The organism is Lacimicrobium sp. SS2-24 (assembly GCF_002201535.1).
GTDB lineage: Bacteria > Pseudomonadota > Gammaproteobacteria > Enterobacterales > Alteromonadaceae > Lacimicrobium.
In genome coordinates this window covers 278,078-295,246 of record NZ_NIWW01000003.1, presented here as the reverse complement: position 1 = coordinate 295,246, position 17,169 = coordinate 278,078, and the positions used below count along the sequence as shown (strand labels likewise).

General features: G+C 51.2%; 11 protein-coding genes. 8 read left to right on the top strand and 3 right to left on the bottom strand.

Annotated features, from left to right (window positions below; genetic code table 11):
• The first annotated feature begins 36 nt into the window (after positions 1-36).
• From aceE to CCY32_RS07345, 4 genes are all read left to right on the top strand, one after another.
• The gene (aceE, locus tag CCY32_RS07360) at positions 37-2,709 is read left to right on the top strand and encodes a pyruvate dehydrogenase (acetyl-transferring), homodimeric type (RefSeq protein WP_088329952.1); all 2,673 of its coding nucleotides are present in this window, start codon (positions 37-39) and stop codon (positions 2,707-2,709) included.
• 20 nt (positions 2,710-2,729) lie between these two features.
• Positions 2,730-4,463, top strand: coding sequence for a dihydrolipoyllysine-residue acetyltransferase (gene aceF, locus CCY32_RS07355; RefSeq protein WP_088329951.1), 1,734 nt, complete (start codon positions 2,730-2,732; stop codon positions 4,461-4,463).
• 214 nt (positions 4,464-4,677) lie between these two features.
• Complete coding sequence (gene lpdA / locus CCY32_RS07350) at positions 4,678-6,099, top strand: dihydrolipoyl dehydrogenase (protein ID WP_088329950.1); 1,422 nt, start codon at positions 4,678-4,680, stop codon at positions 6,097-6,099.
• A 294-nt stretch (positions 6,100-6,393) separates the two neighbouring features.
• Positions 6,394-8,382: a TonB-dependent receptor gene (locus CCY32_RS07345; RefSeq protein WP_141096190.1), complete on the top strand. Its 1,989-nt coding sequence runs from the start codon at positions 6,394-6,396 to the stop codon at positions 8,380-8,382.
• Positions 8,383-8,389: 7 nt separating this feature from the next.
• Here CCY32_RS07345 and CCY32_RS07340 read toward each other — a convergent pair whose 3' ends face one another.
• On the bottom strand, positions 8,390-8,788 hold the full coding sequence (locus CCY32_RS07340) for a biopolymer transporter ExbD (RefSeq protein WP_088329948.1): 399 nt from the start codon (positions 8,786-8,788) through the stop codon (positions 8,390-8,392).
• 192 nt (positions 8,789-8,980) lie between these two features.
• On the opposite strand from CCY32_RS07340, the gene CCY32_RS07335 reads away from it, so the two are divergent.
• The 4 genes from CCY32_RS07335 to CCY32_RS07325 all read left to right on the top strand — a co-directional run bounded on the left by CCY32_RS07335 (position 8,981) and on the right by CCY32_RS07325 (position 14,451).
• Positions 8,981-9,673, top strand: coding sequence for a PepSY domain-containing protein (locus tag CCY32_RS07335; protein WP_088329947.1), 693 nt, complete (start codon positions 8,981-8,983; stop codon positions 9,671-9,673).
• A 65-nt stretch (positions 9,674-9,738) separates the two neighbouring features.
• Positions 9,739-9,999 (top strand): hypothetical protein, encoded by a 261-nt coding sequence (locus tag CCY32_RS17085; protein ID WP_141096189.1) that lies wholly within the window; start codon positions 9,739-9,741, stop codon positions 9,997-9,999.
• Positions 10,000-10,080: 81 nt separating this feature from the next.
• On the top strand, positions 10,081-11,307 hold the full coding sequence (locus CCY32_RS07330) for an efflux RND transporter periplasmic adaptor subunit (RefSeq protein WP_088329946.1): 1,227 nt from the start codon (positions 10,081-10,083) through the stop codon (positions 11,305-11,307).
• A 9-nt stretch (positions 11,308-11,316) separates the two neighbouring features.
• A complete protein-coding gene (locus tag CCY32_RS07325) occupies positions 11,317-14,451 on the top strand; it encodes a CusA/CzcA family heavy metal efflux RND transporter (RefSeq protein WP_088329945.1) in 3,135 nt (1,044 codons plus the stop codon).
• Between the two features lie 61 nt (positions 14,452-14,512).
• On the opposite strand, the gene CCY32_RS07320 is transcribed toward CCY32_RS07325, so the two are convergent.
• Both CCY32_RS07320 and CCY32_RS07315 read right to left on the bottom strand, forming a co-directional pair.
• Positions 14,513-15,415 carry a ribose-phosphate diphosphokinase gene (locus CCY32_RS07320; protein ID WP_088329944.1) on the bottom strand — a complete coding sequence of 301 codons (903 nt, stop codon included), beginning with the start codon at positions 15,413-15,415 and terminating at the stop codon, positions 14,513-14,515.
• Positions 15,412-16,920 carry a thymidine phosphorylase family protein gene (locus CCY32_RS07315; RefSeq protein WP_088329943.1) on the bottom strand — a complete coding sequence of 503 codons (1,509 nt, stop codon included), beginning with the start codon at positions 16,918-16,920 and terminating at the stop codon, positions 15,412-15,414. Before CCY32_RS07315 ends, CCY32_RS07320 begins: the two co-directional genes overlap by 4 nt.
• Between the last annotated feature and the right edge of the window lie 249 nt (positions 16,921-17,169).

Sequence of the window (17,169 nt, the reverse complement as noted above, 5' to 3'; positions counted from 1 at the left end):
TAAACAGAATTCACTAACCAGATAAAGGAAAGCGCTATGGCAGAACAGATGAAGCCAGACGTGGATCCACAGGAAACACAAGAATGGCTCGAGTCTCTCGAGGCGGTATTGGAAACAGAAGGTACTGATCGTGCTCATTTCCTGCTTGAATCCCTGATCGAAAAGGCTCGTCGCAACGGTGCCCACTTACCTTACACCGCGACAACGGCATACGTGAACACGATCCCGGCTGGTCAGGAGCCGACTATGCCAGGCGACCAGAGCATCGAAGCCCGGATCCGCAGCGCCATTCGCTGGAATGCTTTGATGATGGTACTAAGGGCTTCAAAAAAGAATCTGGAGCTGGGAGGCCATATCTCCAGTTTCGCTTCATCTGCCATGTTATACGATGTTGGTTTTAATCATTTCTTTAAGGCGCCGAACGACAAAGATGGCGGTGACTTCCTGTTTATTCAGGGTCACGTCGCACCGGGCATTTATTCTCGTGCCTACATCGAAGGGCGCTTGTCCGAAAATCAGTTGGATGGCTTCCGTCAGGAAGTGGATGGCAAAGGCTTGTCTTCGTACCCTCACCCCAAGCTGATGCCAGAGTTCTGGCAATTCCCCACCGTATCCATGGGTTTAGGGCCTATTCAGGCTATCTATACGGCGCGCTTTTTGAAGTACCTGACTGACCGGGGTATTAAAGATTGTTCCGATCAACGAGTGTGGTGTTTCCTCGGTGATGGTGAGTGTGATGAGCCAGAGAGCCTCGGTGCCATTGGCCTGGCCGCCCGTGAAGGTCTGGACAATCTGACCTTCGTGATTAACTGTAACCTGCAGCGGTTGGACGGTCCTGTCCGGGGCAATGGAAAAATCATTCAGGAGCTGGAAGGCACCTTCCGTGGCGCTGGCTGGGAAGTGTTTAAGGTCATCTGGGGGCGTTACTGGGATCCCCTGCTGGCCAGAGATACCAAGGGCAAGCTGATCGATCTGATGAATGAAACCGTTGACGGCGAGTACCAGAACTACAAAGCCAAAGGCGGTAAATACACCCGTGATAACTTCTTTGGAAAATATCCCGAACTGAAAGAGATGGTGGCCAATATGTCTGATGAAGACATTTGGCGCCTGAATCGTGGTGGCCATGATCCGGTAAAAGTCTATGCCGCTTATAAACGGGCCGTAGAGACTAAAGGGCGGCCTCAGGTCATTCTGGCTAAAACCGTTAAAGGGTACGGAATGGGTGCCGCTGGTGAAGGCAAGAACATTGCCCACCAGGTTAAGAAAATGGACATGACTGCGGTCAAGCAATATCGCGACAGGTTTAACATTCCGGTTGCTGACGACAAGCTCGAAGACTTGCCGTATTTCCGCTTCGACAAAGACAGTGCAGAGATGAAGTATCTGCGTGAGCGTCGTGACGCGCTCAAAGGATATATGCCAGTGCGTCGGCCCACTGCCACGGAGAATCTTCCTGCCCCGGCGATGAAAGCCTTTGAAGCGGTCACCAAAGGCTCCGGTGAGCGTGAAATTTCAACCACCATGGCCTTTGTCAGAGTCCTGACTGCGATGCTCAAAGATAAACAGGTGGGTCAGCGTGTTGTGCCGATCATTCCTGATGAAGCCCGTACATTCGGTATGGAAGGCTTGTTCCGCCAGGTCGGGATTTATTCCCATTATGGGCAGAAATATGAACCTCAGGATGCGGACCAGGTGGCTTACTACCGCGAAGACAAGAAAGGTCAGGTTCTTCAGGAAGGCATTAACGAGCTCGGTGCCATGGCCTCATGGCTGGCCGCTGGCACGTCTTATTCGACCAATGACCTGCCGATGATACCGGTATACATCTATTACTCCATGTTCGGTTTCCAACGGGTTGGCGATCTGGCCTGGGCAGCAGGCGACAGCCAGTGCCGTGGTTTCCTGGTAGGAGGAACGGCTGGCCGTACCACTCTTAACGGCGAAGGCCTTCAGCATCAGGATGGTCATAGCCATACTCAGGCCGGCCTGATTCCCAATTGTGTCAGTTATGACCCGACCTATGGGTATGAAGTAGCCGTGATTGTTCAGGACGGTATGCGCCGCATGTTCGAAGAACAGGAAAACGTTTTCTATTACCTGACGGTAATGAACGAAAACTATGTTCAGCCACAGATGCCCAAAGGCTCTGAAGAAGGGATTATTCGTGGTATCTACAAGCTGGACCATGTAAAGGCCACCAAAACCAAGCAAAGTGTAAAACTGCTAGGTTCGGGAACCATCATGTTGCAGGTGCGGGAAGCGGCAACATTGCTGAAAGAAAAATTTGGCATCAGCTCTGAAGTATACAGCGTGACCTCGTTTAACGAGCTGGCCCGTGACGGACTGGATTGTGAGCGTCACAACATGCTCAATCCTGACAAGCAGGAGCGAGTGCCCTATGTCTCCGAGGTTCTGGCTGATGGTGTGGATGGGCCGACCATTGCTGCAACGGATTACATTAAATCCTATGCAGATCAAATCAGAGGTTTTGTCCCTGGGTCTTACCGGGTGCTGGGTACCGACGGTTTCGGCCGCTCAGACAGCCGAGCCAATTTGCGTCGCCATTTTGAGGTGGATGCGGCTTATATCGTCGTGGCCAGCCTCTACGAACTCGCCAAATCCGGGGCTATTGATAAGAAGCGCGTTGTCGAGGCAATTGAAATGTTTTCTATCGATGTCGATAAGCTCAACCCGCTATACGCCTGATTGGCAAGGAGAGAATCAGAATGTCAAATGTTAAAGATGTACTGGTCCCCGATGTTGGCGGGGAAGAGGTCGAAGTCATTGAGCTGTGCGTCGAAGTGGGCGACCAGATTGAAGCAGAGCAATCCTTAATCACTGTGGAAAGTGATAAGGCGAGTATGGATATACCCGCTCCTTTCGCTGGTAAGGTTACTGAAATCCTGGTGGAAGTGGGTGATAAAGTGGCCCAGGACAAGCTCATTATGAAAGTTGAGGCCAGTGATGGCGATGACACTGGTGAACAAGACACCAGTGATGATGCATCGGCCAATGCTTCAGAGGATGATAACGCTGAGCAGCAGAGCGAGGACATCCGCAAAACTGAAACGTCCAGCGACGCGTCGCAGGAACAGGCCAAGTCGCAATCCGGTGGAGGCAAAAAAGTCGTCAAAGAAGTGCAGGTTCCTGATATCGGTGATGACGGCGAAGTGGATGTTATTGACGTACTCGTTGCCGTCGGTGATGAAGTGGAGGCTGAGACGGGCCTGATTACGCTGGAAACTGACAAAGCGACCATGGACGTGCCTGCGCCTTTTGCCGGAGTGGTAAAAGAGCTGAAAGTGGCCAATGGCGATAAGGTCAGTCAGGGCACCTTAATCGCACTGATTGAAACGCAGGAAGGCGGTGACGACGTTGAGACCACGTCGTCCTCTGACGAAGCGACTACCGAAGATAGCGCGGCACAGCAATCTGAGCAGACAGAATCGGCACCACAAAGTCAGGCATCGGGTGCGCCGAAGCCGCCGCCGGTTCCTCATCATCCTTCTGCCGGTGAGAAAGCACCGAGTGGTCAGATCCATGCCTCACCTGCAGTCAGGCGCGTTGCACGCGAGTTTGGCGTGGATCTGACTCAGGTCAAAGGAACAGGGCGCAAAGGACGCATCCTCAAAGAAGACGTGCAGTCCTATGTGAAATATGAGCTTTCTCGTCCGAAGATGACGCCGGGCTCATCCATTGGCAGCGGCAGTGGCGGCTTACAAGTGCTGGCACCACCTAAAGTGGATTTTGCCAAGTTTGGTGAAGTAGAAGAAGTGCCGTTGACCCGGATTCAGAAAATATCCGGGCCTAACCTGCATCGTAACTGGGTCACTATTCCTCATGTCACCCAGTTTGAAGAGGCTGATATTACCGAACTGGAAGCATTCCGTAAGCAGCAGAATCAACTGGCTGAGAAGAAAAAGCTCGGTGTCAAAATCACGCCGCTGGTGTTTATTATGAAAGCCGCCGCCGATGCACTTAAGGCTTACCCGGTATTCAATACGTCATTGTCTGAATCCGGTGAAAGTCTGATTCAGAAGAAGTATTTCCATATCGGGATTGCTGTTGATACGCCAGGAGGGCTGGTGGTGCCGGTGGTGCGTGATGTGGATAAGAAAGGCATTTATGAGCTCTCTGAAGAACTGATGGAAATCAGTCAGAAAGCCCGCGATGGCAAGCTGAAAGCCGCAGATATGCAGGGCAGTTGTTTCACTATTTCCAGTCTGGGTGGTATTGGTGGTACGGCGTTCACGCCTATTGTGAATGCCCCTGATGTCGCCATACTTGGAGTCTCCAAGAGCGAGATGAAACCAAAGTGGAATGGTAAAGACTTCGAGCCTCGACTAATGTTGCCCTTATCCTTGTCCTACGACCACCGTGTTATTGACGGTGCGGTAGCGGCGCGTTTTGCGGTGCACCTGAGTCGGGTCATGGCGGATATCAGAGAAATGCTGCTGTAGTATTGCTCCGCGCTGCACTTGCTTCTGGCCGGTTACGCTACTACAGGTCAGCCAGAAGCCAGTCATCGGGGCATGGAAAAGCGTACACAACCTGTAGAGCAGAAAAAGGCAATGGCCGTTTTTTTGCTTCTGCAAGACGGGCTAGGTAGAATTCGCCCGTCTGTATCCTAATCAAAAATAATGAATTTTTACCCCTGAATGATAGAGGTCACAAATGAGCGAAATTAAAACACAACTGGTGGTGCTGGGAGCCGGGCCAGGTGGGTACTCTGCAGCATTCCGTGCCGCAGATTTAGGCATTGAAACTGTCATCGTAGACGCCCGTGAAACCCTCGGTGGTGTGTGTCTGAATGTGGGTTGCATTCCCTCCAAGGCCTTATTGCATGTGGCCAAAGTCATTGATGATGCCAGAGAAATGGCTGATCACGGTGTCAGCTTTGGCGAACCGAAGATTGACCTGGACAAGGTTCGCAGTTGGAAAGACAGTGTCGTTGGCCAACTGACCAAAGGTCTGTCCGGCATGTCAAAGATGCGCAAAGTCAAGCATGTACAGGGATACGGTAAGTTTACCGGCGCTAATACCCTGGAAGTGGACGGGAAAGATGGCAAGACCACCATCAAGTTCGACAATGCCATTATTGCCGCTGGCTCAGAACCTGTTTCGTTGCCCTTCATTCCTAAAGATGATGATCGTGTGATTGATTCTACCGGCGCGCTGGAAATGAAAGATATTCCGGAAAAGATGCTGGTGCTGGGTGGCGGTATCATTGGTCTGGAAATGGGTACAGTGTATAAAGCACTGGGCTCTCAAATTGATGTTGTTGAGTTCCTGGACCAGTTAGTGCCAGCTGCTGATAAAGATGTGATTAAAATCTATCAGAAATACGTTAAAGACAAGTTTAACGTGATGCTGGAAACCAAGGTCACCAATGTCGAGGCCAAAAAAGATGGTTTGTATGTGACGTTCGAAGGCAAGCAAGCCCCGGATGAGCCGGTAAAATACGACAAAGTATTGGTTGCTGTGGGCCGTAAGCCCAACGGTAGCTTACTGGATGCTGACAAGGCCGGTGTTAAAGTCGATGACAAAGGCTTTATCAACGTCGACAAGCAGATGAGAACCAATGTTGAGCATATTTATGCCATTGGCGATCTGGTGGGACAACCGATGCTGGCTCACAAGGCTGTTCATGAAGGCCACGTGGCGGCAGAAGTTATTGCTGGTAAGAAGCATTATTTTGATCCCCGAGGCATTCCTTCTGTTGCTTATACCGATCCGGAAATTGCGTGGGTAGGTCTGACCGAAAAAGAAGCCAAAGAAAAAGGTGTGAGCGTGGAAACGGCCACCTTCCCATGGGCAGCCTCTGGCAGAGCCATTGCCTCGAGCCGTACCGAAGGTATGACCAAAATGATCTTCGAGAAAGACACCGGTCGTGTCGTTGGTGGCGCCATAATCGGGATCAATGCCGGTGAAATGCTGGGTGAAATTGGATTGGCCATTGAAATGGGCGCGGATGCTGAAGATGTGGCACTGACCATTCATGCTCACCCCACACTGAATGAGTCAATTGGCCTGGCGTCGGAGATTTACGAAGGCAGCATCACGGATATGCCAAATCCAAAGGCCAAGAAAAAGTAAATCATACCGCGTTCTAATCAGGTAAATCATCAATGCCAGGCAGTACTCTTACTGACTGGCATTTTTTTATGTGCAGGGGACGCGGCACTGATGATACGTTCTTCAGGCACCTCGCTGCACAGTGAGTGAGTCTGAAGCTCAGTCTTGTTAAATTCGACTAAGTGGGTTGTGACAGATTGAGATGAGACGATGCTCTTTGCTATGACCCTACAGTGAAGCCAATTCTTCATAAGTTGAAGTTACACGAAAAATATTCGACACTGACTTTCAGACACCAAATTGCTGAGTATTGATATGAACATATCTCGGAGCTGGCGACGTCGTTTATGTGTTCTAACGGGGTTGTGGGTCGGCAGTATTTCCGGGGGTGTTGCTAAGGAAGTGGTGAACCCCTTTTCTCTCTCTTTTGATGAGTTGCTTGAGCAGCAGGTCACCTTATCCTCTAAATCCGCTGTAGCGCTTGACGTATCGCCCTCTACCGTTACGGTATTTACCCGCCAGATGCTCGATCGCCTGGCGGTTACTAACCTTTACGATGTGCTTAACTATGTTCCGGGTTTTCAGGTAACTCGCGGAGACTGGGTTGGTGCCGTGTCCAAAGAACATGCCCGGGGCGTCTTTCTGGATAATGGATATGTGCTGTTTATGATTGATGGGCAGCGCATCAATGAGATCTCTTTTGGTAAGGCTTCAGTGTATATGCCCTATATTGCACTGGACCTAGCTGAGCGTATTGAGATCATCCGGGGACCGGGTTCCGCTTTGTACGGGAGTAATGCGTTTATGGGGGTGGTCAATATGATCACCCGTAAACAGGACAATGTGGCCAAACTCCGGGTCGGCAGTCACGGCGAAAAAAGCCTGACCGCCAGTTATCAACACAGTATTAGTAAGGATGTGACCGGGCATGTATTACTCGACTATCGGGATAGAAGCGGCGCTACGCATGCGTATCAGGAAGAGCTGGTCACAGATCCACAAACCCATTGGTATCTGCAGGCCGGGGTCAAAGCCGGAGATTTTACGCTACGTGCCAGGGCCAATGAATCGAACATGGATGGTTTTATCAATCTGGGGGGAGCTTCAGCAGATAACCTCTATGAGTCAAAAAATGTTGCACTGAGCGCGGAATATCAATGGTGGCAGCATGAAGGGAGTCAGTTGACGACGCAGCTGGAGTGGTCAGAACATCATATCGCCACCAGTGGCCTGGTGGTCCCCGCCAATAGCTGGCTGAGTAACGATTTCTTTACCGGTCCTAACTGGATCACCCGCAACCTTAAGTTCTCTACAGACGGCGTATGGCAATGGGGACAAACAACAGAGTTGAGCGCCGGCGTTACGCTGTTAAAGGCGAAGCAGACTCAGGCCGGGACGCTGACCACGCACATCGCACCCGATCGGAGTGACTTTCAGCTTGAGGACAATGCCTATCTGGGACAGATCACCCGCTTTGATGAAATCACCGTATTTAATGATCTGATGGCCAGCCAGGATGCGAAAACTGCCTATGCTCAGCTCAAGTGGCAGGCCGCAGAAAGGCTGACAATTTATGCTGGTATGCGTTATGACAATATCGAACGTCTCGATGCAAACTGGTCGCCGCGCATGTCGCTGATCTACCAGCCGACCGCACAGCAAAGCTGGCGCGTACAATATGGTCAGGCTTTTCGCACCCCTACCACGAACGAATTATTTTCCCGTGATAGCGTGACGGTCGGCAATCCTGCATTACAGCAGGAGAAAATAGAAACCATCGAAGGCATCTGGCGTTGGCAGGGACAACAATCACAGCTCGAGGTGGTGTATTTTCATAACAATATGCAGGATTTTGTGGATAAAGTCCCCGCGGACGGACAGTCACAGTTCACTTTTGCGAACACCCAAAGTCATCGTATGCGCGGTATTGAAGTGAGTGCCAACATACGCTTGAGCCCTTCTTTGGAGTCCAGAGCAGCATATACTCAGCTATTTGATAAACCCTTTAGTGACAGCTACAAGCGGTATGGGCAAGTTGGGCTCGGTTATCAGCAGGCACCATGGAGCATTAATGTGGATGCACTGTGGCGTGATGAAATTAATACGGACAGCGTTTTTTACCAAGGTAGTCTGGTATTGGTCAACGCGAAAATCAGCTGGCAAGGTACAGCAAACAGCACCGTCTTTCTGGAGGCAACGAATTTATTTGATAAGGAATACGTGACGTATGAGCCGAGAGTGAGTGGGTTGTCAATGCCGGGTGAGCAGCCCAGGCTGAGCCTGGGCTATGAATACCGCTTCTGACCTGATGTCAGTTTTTAACCACTACGGAGAGCTTGGGAACACCAGCGCGAGTGATTTGATCAAGTACTTCAACAACCACACCGTGCTTGGTTTTCTCGGCAGCCTGGACAACGGCTGAGTCGGTGTTGTTTTCGGCAAGGAAGCTTTGTACGTTGGCTTCAACACGCTTTATATCAATCTGACGGTTATTCATGTAAATAAAACCGTTCTCATCAATACGAATCGACACGTTCTTGCTGGGCTTATTGGTTTGTTGTTGATCATCCGGACGATTAACAATCAGTCCTTTCTCTTTTACAAAGGAGGTGGTCACGATAAAGAAGATCAACATGATAAATACGATGTCGAGCATCGGGGTCATATCAATGCTTGCGTCTTCTGACTCTGAACCATGCTTTTTCTTCATACTCGGTTTCCTTCAATAACCTGTTAAAAGTCATTTCATCGGCTCTTTATTCTGAGCCATGCTGTAAAAAAACAGCGCAGGGATCGACTTTAGGTAAATTAAACGTAAAGATAGTCGGGATTTATACCCCTTTAGCGGTGAATTGACAAGGGTGATCTGAAAAAACTGGAACAAGACACTAGAGAGAGAAGTATGAAATTTTGGCGCAAATGGCACAAATGGATTGGTCTGATACTGGGTATACAGGTGTTGCTGTGGATCAGTGGTGGTGTTGTGATGAGCGTCATTCCCATCGACATGGTGCGGGGCGCCCACCTTATCGGGCGCACGGAGCAACCCATACAACCGCCAGCCCGGTCAGTGTCACTGAATTTTTCGGAATGGCGGTCGTGGCAATGGTTCCAACGACCAGACCAGTTGGCCCTCAGAGCCACCGATTTCAGTGAGCAGGAGGTTTTCCTGGACCCTGTCACGGCATTGCCTTTGTCAATGCTGAGCAGTGATCAGATTGCCGGGCACGCAACTCAGCAGTACCTTGGCGCAGGCGAAGTAACCGGTGTGGCTTTGCTGGAGCAAACGCCTGCTGAAGTCAGAGGGTTAACCTCGCCACTTTATCGGGTAGATTTCAGCGACAGTATTCATACCAGCTTTTACCTTCACCCGTATTCGGGGGAAGTGCTTCGCGTGCGCTCGGACTTATGGCGCCTGTTTGATTTTTTCTGGATGTTGCATATTCTGGATTTTGAAAACAGAACCGATTTTAATAATCCGCTTCTAATAAGCTTGGCTTTTGTGGCCTGGTTGTTTACTCTGAGCGGGTTTGTGCTGTTGTATCACAGTCTCATCAAACCCAATTGGCGAAAGTTAAGGTACAGATCGCGTTGAAGTCCCTGGTTCACATTCTGATATTGATTTTGTTTTGCGTGTCGATCGTGCCCACGGGGCATGGGATGAGCGCAGATACCGCCATGGCGGATACACCAATGACAGAGATGGTTGAGCATGACTGTTGTCAGGAGCAGGATTCCCAGGAGGCCACTAAGGACATGTGCTGTGCTCAGGGAGGCTGTGAGTGCGCAATGGGCTGCTCAGCGGTCGTCGATACAGGGGGAGTTGTTGTCTGTGGCTCAGTCTCCCTGGGATATCAGGTCTCGGGTTATCAGTTACTCACCTCCTATCCTTCAGGGCCCTTCCGTCCACCCAAATCCTGATTGAGCGTTGAATGGCTGCAATTTTCATTGCAGCGGCACAACGGGCATTGGCCCGAATTAGCGTTTTTTCAGGAGTTTACAATGAAGCATATTAGCTTAGCCCTAGTGCTACTGGCCTGTGTGATGTTCTTTTCATCACTTGGTGTAGCCGCACAATCTGAACATCAACATACCACGGATCCCATCACCCAGCAGGTGCGCTATGTGTGCCCCATGCACAGTCATATCGTCAAAGATCATCCCGGAACCTGTCCAATCTGTGGGATGGATCTTGAACCGGTCAAACGTTCTGCCAATGAAGGCGACAATGGCAGCCAGGTAACCATCAGCGGAGAGATGCAGCAGGCGATGGCGCTGGTTACTGAAACGGTGCGGCGGGACGATTTGTGGAAGTACATTCAGACATTGGGAACGGCGACATTTGATGAAGCCAACATCAGTCATATTCACCCGAGAGCGTCTGGTTGGCTGGAGTCGCTTACACCCCACGCAATCGGTGAGCCGGTGGAGAAAGGCGAGCTACTGTTTACCCTGTACTCCCCAGAGCTGGTGGTGGCTCAGGACGATTATCTACAGGTGCTGAATAATACCGACGGCAGAGTGCGGGAAAGAATGTTGCAACAAGGGCGTTTGCGGCTGAAGTTGCTGGGTATGGATGACAGTGTCATACGTCAACTTGAGGAAAGCAGGCAGTCCCTGTATACGGTGCCTTTTTATGCGCAGCGCTCGGGTGTTCTGACCGAACTGAATGTGCGTCATGGTATGTATGTCACCCCGGATATTGAAATGATGGCAATCGCCGATCTCAGTCAGCTTTGGGTTATCGCCGATGTGTTTGAGGATCAATTTGACTGGTTGCAAGAAGGGCGTCCTGCCAGCATCCATTTCCCCGGCATTGGTGTACATGATGCTGAAGCCACCATTGACTACATTTATCCACAGCTGGATCCGGTAACACGTAGCCTGAAGGTTCGTCTCAGACTGGATAATCCGCTAAAACGCATCAAAGCCGGTATGACTGCCAAGGTTGAGATATTCGGTGGCCCCCTGCGTGATGTATTGGTGGTGAATGGGTCTGCGATTATTCGGGGGGCAAATACCAGTCGTGTAGTGGTTCGTACAGATGACGACAGGTTTGAAGTACGCCGGGTTGAGACCGGCATGCAGGCACAAGGTAAAAGCGAAATTCTGTATGGCTTATCTGAGGGTGAGCAGGTGGTGACATCGGGGCAGTTTTTGATTGACTCAGAGGCCAGTCTCTCTGGTGGTTTGAATCGAACCGATTCGGGTTCCCATGCGAATCATTAAGGAGGCCCTATGTTATCCAAACTGATCGCATTTTGTATTCGCCAGCGTGCCCTGGTGCTGCTTCTTATGACCGCACTTGGCATTGCGGGTTGGCAGGCAATGCGAAGCCTGAATGTGGACGCTATTCCGGATCTATCCGATGTGCAGGTGATTATCAAAACGCCCTATGCAGGGCAAAGCCCGGAACTGGTGGAGCAGCAAGTCACCTATCCGCTTGCCAATATCATGATGGCCGTGCCCGGGGCGAAAACGGTACGTGGATTCTCGTTCTATGGAGATTCGTACTTATATCTCATTTTTGAGGATGGCACCGACATTTACTGGGCCCGTTCCCGGGTGCTGGAATACCTGAATCAGGCCGCGTCGCAATTACCCCCGGGTGTACAGCCGCAAATAGGTCCTGACGCTTCCGGCGTCGGCTGGGTTTATCAATATGCTCTGAAAGACACAAAAGGCAATCTCAACCTGGCTGACCTGAAAAGTCTGCAAGACTGGTTTTTAAAGCAGGAGCTACAGTCTGTTGCCGGGGTGTCTGAAGTGGCAACGGTGGGGGGAATGACCCAGACCTACCAGGTTGTACTCGATCCTTTAAAGCTCTCTGCCTATCAGTTATCGGTGATGGATGTGCTTACTGCCGTTCGCAATAACAACAGTGAGGTGGGCGGGGCCAGCATTGAGATGGCCGAGGCCGAGTATATGCTCAGAGCCAAAGGCTATCTTACCGATATCAATGACTTTAACCACATCCCATTGGGCAAACGAAATCAGGCGAATATTCCGCTACAGCTAAAAGATGTGGCAGAGGTGCGTCTGGGGCCTTCACTGCGCCGTGGCATTGCAGAGCTCAATGGTGAGGGCGAGGTCGTTGGCGGCATTGTGGTGATGCGCAGCGGTGAGAATGCACGTGAAGTGATTGGCCGGGTCAAAGATAAGCTCGACCAATTATCAGCTTCGTTGCCGGACGGCGTAGAAGTGGTGACCACCTATGACCGTTCCGCCTTTATTCAGCGCGCGGTGGATAACCTTACTGACAAACTGGTCATGGAAATTGCCATAGTTTCCGTGGTGTTGTTGTTATTTCTGTGGCATCTGGGCTCTACTCTGGTGGCAGTATTGGTCTTACCTTTAGCCTTACTCATTGCGTTTTTGATGATGCGGATGCTGGATATCAGTGCCAATATCATGAGTCTGGGTGGTATTGCGATTGCCATTGGTGCACTGGTCGATGCGGCCATCGTGATGATCGAAAATCTTCACAAGACGTTGGAAAAATTCACCGAAAAAGAAGGACGAAAGCCTAGCAAAAATGAGCACTGGCAGTTGGTTTCACAGGCCTGTCAGCAAGTCGGCCCAGCGCTGTTTTTGACGCTTTTGATCATTACCGTGAGCTTCTTTCCGGTTTTTGCATTGCAGGGGCAGGAGGGGCGCCTGTTTACGCCACTGGCACTGACAAAGTCATTTGCCATGGCGGCCTCGGCGCTATTGGCGGTAACTCTGGTACCCGTGTTACTGGGCTATTGGGTGCGCGGCAATATTGTCCCTGAGCGACGTAATTTGTTGTCGAGGTTTCTGATTGCCTTATATAGGCCGATTCTAAACGGCGCACTGGCTTTTCCAAAAATGACGCTGGTCTTATCCCTGCTATTGCTCGGGAGTGGCTACTATCCGCTTCAACAGCTTGGTAACGAGTTCATGCCACAAATCGATGAGGGTGACTTGCTTTACATGCCCACCACGCTGCCGGGCATCAGTGCGGGTAAGGCGGCTCAGCTTCTTCAGCAAACCGATCGACTGATCAAACAGCTGCCTGAAGTTGAGACCGTATTTGGCAAAGTAGGCCGGGCGGAAACGGCGACGGACCCGGCGCCGCTGACCATGCTGGAAACGACGATCCAGTTGAAGCCCCGTGACCAATGGCGAGAGGGCATGACCCTGGATAAACTAAAGCAGGAATTGCAACAGCAGGTGCGTTTTCCCGGGCTGACGAATGCCTGGGTACAGCCGATTAAAACCCGCATTGATATGTTATCGACCGGTATCAAGACCCCGTTGGGTCTTAAAATTTCGGGTCCTGATATGGCGCAAATAGAAGCAATCGGTGAGCAGGTAGAGAGCATATTGAAACAACTGCCAGATACGGCATCGGTGTATTCTGAACGTGTAGCCGGTGGCCGCTACCTTGAGCTGGAACCGGATCTCAGTGCGCTGGCTGAATATGGACTGAGCGTGGCTCGCTTGCATGATTTGGTGCGCTACGCCATCGGTGGAGCGGCCATTGATGAGGTGATCAAGGGCAACGAGCGTTATCCAATAAACCTGCGTTTTGCCCGCCATTGGCGGGACAATGTGGACAAGCTCAGGGAACTCCCCATCAGTACCTCAGATGGTGCTTATATTCCGCTGTTCAAACTGGCAACCCTGAGCATTGTTGAAGGACCGGCGATGATTAAAAGCGAAAACGCACGACCGGTAGGCTGGACTTTTATCGACATCCAGAATGTCTCAGTGGGAGAGTACTTGCAAAAGGCTAAAGCGTTGCTGGAAGCAGAGCTGACATTGCCTGCCCGTTATACGGTCTCCTGGTCCGGGCAATATGAGTCAATCAAACGGGTTGAGGCGAGTCTGGCTAAGCTCATTCCCTTGACTCTGTTCATTTGCCTGCTGTTGCTGTACATCACGCTGTCGAGCTGGAAACAGAGTCTGGTTGTGATGGCGACGTTGCCATTGGCACTGACCGGTAGTCTGTGGTTGCTCTGGCTGTTGGAATTCAACCTGTCGGTTGCCGTGGCGGTCGGAATGATTGCGCTTGCGGGCGTGGTGGCAGAGTTTGGCGTGATCATGTACCTGTATCTGAATCAGGCCTGGAGTGAGCAGCCGAAAAAAACTGCCTCTGGCCTTAATCATGCGATTATCGAAGGAGCCGTTCAGCGTATTCGTCCTAAGGCGATGACGGTACTCACGGTGATTGCCAGCCTGTTACCCATTATGTTTACCGCCGGCACCGGTCATGAAGTGATGCAGCGCATTGCCGCGCCCATGTTAGGTGGCATCATTCTGGCGCCCTTGGTGTCTCTGTTAGTGATACCGGTGTTGTTTTTGTTAATCGAAAGGCATCAGGTCAAGGCATCAACAGACTCTATCTGAACTTGAGCCGGCCCGGCTGGCATTATCCACCCGGGCCGTTACTTTGCATCAATGGGCCGTGTCAGCAGCCACCCATACTGTCTCTGATGGCCGGCACCAGCAATGGCGTGACATCCAGCTGATTTGAGGGGTGTACTACAGTGTTACAGGTGATGAGATTATCAATACCCGCCTGATGCAGCAGCCGGTCTGCATTATTGGCAAAAATACCATGCACTGCGGCGGCGTCTATTCTTTCAAAGCCCTGCTTTTTCAGCGCACTGATGGTCTCAATCACTGTCTGACCGCTGGAAATCACATCATCAATGATCACAGCCGTTTTACCCTGATGCTGACTCAGATCGCCTAGGGTAACGGCCACATCCTCATCACCAAAGCGTTGCTTGGCGCCGATGGTGTAACTGTGTCCGCTTTCCTGCGCGATGGCCTTGACCCATTGCTCACTTTCTTCATCCGGGCCCACTAGTAAAAGTGATGGTCGGTTACTGAGCCAGGAGGCCAGCGCGGGCGCTCCCTGAATGACGGTGCAGGGCACCGTATAAATCTGCTGCAACGAATGATAACGGTGTAAATGGGGATCGACGGTAATGAGCCAGTCTATGTGTTGTGACAGGGCTTTGGCAAAGATGCGTGACGTGACCGCCTCCCCCGAATGAAAGCGAATATCCTGTCGCATGTAACTCAGATAAGGCACTACAAGGCCCACGGTTCGACAACCCATTTCGCGCAGGGTCTCTGTCAGGAAGATCAGCGGCAGAAACTTTTCATCCGGATTGCTCAGATCGGCGACCACAACACAGTCTTTTCCGGACACCTCGCTGGTAATGCGAAGATAACTTTCTCCATCCGGAAACTGGCGCGTATCCAGCTCTCCGGTTTCTGCATTAAGTGCCTGAGTCAGTGGCTTCGCTAAGGGATGCTGCGGCAAACAAAAAAGTATAACCGGGGGCGTGTGTAAACTCATTGGGTATCCTTGATACTGAAAATACTGGCCTGATGATAATAGGCAAGAGCGTAGTCCAGCTCACCTTTGGACTGGCTATGCAGGGTAAAAACCGGACTGTCTGTGGTCACCATCTCACCGACTTTTGTGTGTAAAAAAAGGCCGGCTTCAGCGCTGGATGGTGCGCCGGCAAGCTTTGCCAATCGGGCAAGTTGACGATTATCGATAGCATTGAGCATGCCGTTACGAGATGCACGCTCTGTATGCCGATAGCGGGCCTTACCTGGTGTCTTCAATCCCCCCTGAGCCTCTGCGATCCGTTGAAACTGTTCCCAGGCCGCGCCGCTGTCGAGTATCGTAGTGGCCTTTTCCAGACCCTTTTGCTGACCGCATTGTTCAGCCAGATCAAACAGGTGAGCACAGAGTAACAAGGCTCGGTCACGCAAATCTGTTGGGGCGTCTGGCTTGTTTTGCAATACGGCCAGCAAGTCCTGGGCTTCCAGCACGGGGCCGATACCTTGCCCAACAGGCTGACTGCCATCGGTTAAGACGCAGCGTACCGTCAACCCGCAAGCTTCACCGACCTGAGTAAACAGGTCAATCAACCGCTGCGCATCAGTATGGCTGCGCACCTTGGCGGTTTCCCCCACTGGCACATCAATGACCACATGGGTCGATCCGGCAGCGATTTTTTTCGATAAGACGGAGGCGATAAGTTGTCCCTCGCCGTCTAGTTCCAGCGCGCGCTCTATGCGGATCAGCAAATCGTCGGTGGGGCTCAGACTGACGGCGCCGCCCCAGGCCAGACAGGCGCCGGTTTGCGAAACCACCCGTTGCATATCAGCCAAAGAAAGATTGACGTGGGTGATGGTCTCTAAGGTATCAGCTGTACCCGCCGGAGAGGTGATGGCACGGGAAGAGGTTTTAGGAATAGTCAATCCCCCCGCACTGACAATGGAAACAACGATAGGGGTTGTGCGGTTGCCCGGTAATCCACCGACACAATGTTTATCAAACACCTGCTTGTGTTCCGGCCAGCTCAGACGCTTGCCAGAATTGACCATGGCCAGAGTCAGACCGATAATTTCCTCAAGATTGAGACGGCTACCTGCACAGACACTGAGAAAGCTGGCTATCTCGATATCACTGTAACGGTGGTTACTGATATCGGTAATGATGCCGGTAAAATCGTCCAGACTCAGCCGGTTACCAAAAATCTTTTTCCTGACGGCAGCCAGGGATGACACGACCGGAGCCTGCTTGATGTCAATGGTGTCTCCGGCCTGAATGGCCAGGCGTTGAAGGGCAATCTTGGATAAGCCGGCATAGCCTTTTGGTAATACCGGATTATCGACGATATTAAGCGTGGCGATGATACTGCTGTCAGCGTATTCCAGCTGTAACCGTGAGTTGGCACTGAAACCTTCCGAGCGGCATATTTCACAATCCTCCCGCATATAGATAACAGGTTCATGATGGGTATTAATACCCATATCCATGGCTTTAAGAAGGTGCGCTTTCTTCATCGGATCGTGCCACCATAAGCAGGCTTGTTGTTCATACTCTACCCCAGCAATCTATAGTTGTTAAAATGATTACCACAATATCAGGGAACATTCAGGTATGCTGATACGTTGAGACCGAGTATAGCCACGGCCCGGACCTTACCGGTTGATATGGATCAACCTCGGTTGTCTGTGCTGATTGCTGACACAGGGGGGTGGGTCTTGGCTTTTGCAGATCGTATAATGTCGGGGCTGATTAGAAGATGATTG